The 1,220-nt window shown below is 46.6% G+C and carries 2 protein-coding genes; both read left to right on the top strand.

Annotation, left to right across the window (positions count from 1 at the left end):
• The coding region (locus ACLJPE_RS23145) for a gp53-like domain-containing protein (protein WP_410966023.1) at nucleotides 1–744 on the top strand (744 nt) is incomplete at its 5' end.
• 6 nt (nucleotides 745–750) lie between these two features.
• Nucleotides 751–1,158 (top strand): tail fiber assembly protein, encoded by a 408-nt coding sequence (locus ACLJPE_RS23140; protein ID WP_000006335.1) that lies wholly within the window; start codon nucleotides 751–753, stop codon nucleotides 1,156–1,158.
• Nucleotides 1,159–1,220 lie beyond the last annotated feature (62 nt).

The following is a 1,220-nucleotide window of genomic DNA, read 5'->3' as shown; positions in this document are numbered from 1 at the left end:
CAGAACGGTGCAGACATTCCTGACAAGCCGCGGTTTGTACAAAATATCGGTTTAAAAGAAACCCTCAATCCAACAAAACGCGTGAGTATCGGCAATATCGGAACCGGCGTTTTTGACGGCAGCACACCGTGTATAAATATCGGTGACAGTGACAGTGGATTTATCGGCAGCGCGGATGGCGTACTGGATATTTACTGTAACGCTGCCAAAGTGGGTTATATCGATGGCAACGGATTACACATGCTCACCGATATTCATTTCGATAATGCGCGCATGACCACTAATGGTGACATTTTTGGTTCAGTGTGGGGGAATAACTGGCTGAGTATCTGGATTACTAATCAGCTAAATACCCGTGGAACGATTGACTGGATCAATAGTGAACTGGCAGTTCGTGACAACAACATCAACACCCGCGCCACATGGGATTATGTTAACCAGACTTTCGCCCGTAAAAATACCGGCAGCATTCAGGACTGGGGCTGGATTCTGGACGACAGCACCGGATTTATAATGCAGTGGGGAACACTTGGTAACTCAAACGGAACCTACAATTTCCCGCGCGCTTTCCCTGTTGGTTGCTTTGCCGTTTTTGTAACCAATACCAACGCTCAGGGCACCCAGGTGGATAACGCATTCGGATACCCGGTGAGCAACAGTCAGTTTTTTGCCGCCACCAAGTCATCAGGAATGGCCAATCTGGTCAATAATTTTCCTGTAGCCTGGCTTGCACTTGGGAGATAAATATCAATGAGCGAATATTATTACAGCTTTAAAGAAAAAGGTTTTTTCTGGCAACCGGATACCGAATCCGATAATTCCCCTGACGATTTAATTCCCCTGACAGATGAGTATTATCGCGAGCTGATGCAGGGCCAGGTGGACGGAAAATATATTGAGCACAGGAAAGGAGGCCCGGTACTGGTTGAGCATCGCGAATATACACCTGAAGAGCTGGTTGCACAGGCTGAAGCCAGAAAAGCGGAACTTCTTGCTGAGGCTGAGTCAGTTATTGCGCCACTGGCGCGGGCGGTAAAACTGAAAATTGCCACAGATGAAGAGATTAAACGGCTGGAAGCATGGGAACTTTATAGCGTAATGGTAAACCGGGTGGATACAGCTAACCCAGACTGGCCGGAGAAACCAGCTCAGATATAAAAATATAGATATGTAGTAGAGACTGCTGCTATATGTTATATAGCAGCAATGGCTATTTTTTT

The organism is Salmonella sp. SAL04196, assembly GCF_046550835.1.
Taxonomy (GTDB): Bacteria; Pseudomonadota; Gammaproteobacteria; order Enterobacterales; family Enterobacteriaceae; genus Salmonella; species Salmonella enterica.
Note: the sequence above shows the minus strand (reverse complement) of the source record. Positions and strands in the feature narration are given on the sequence as shown.

Bases quoted from the DNA above. Each gene is read 5' to 3' on its own strand.
- ACLJPE_RS23140 (WP_000006335.1), top strand. From the start codon at position 751: ATGAGCGAATATTATTACAGCTTTAAAGAAAAAGGTTTTTTCTGGCAA.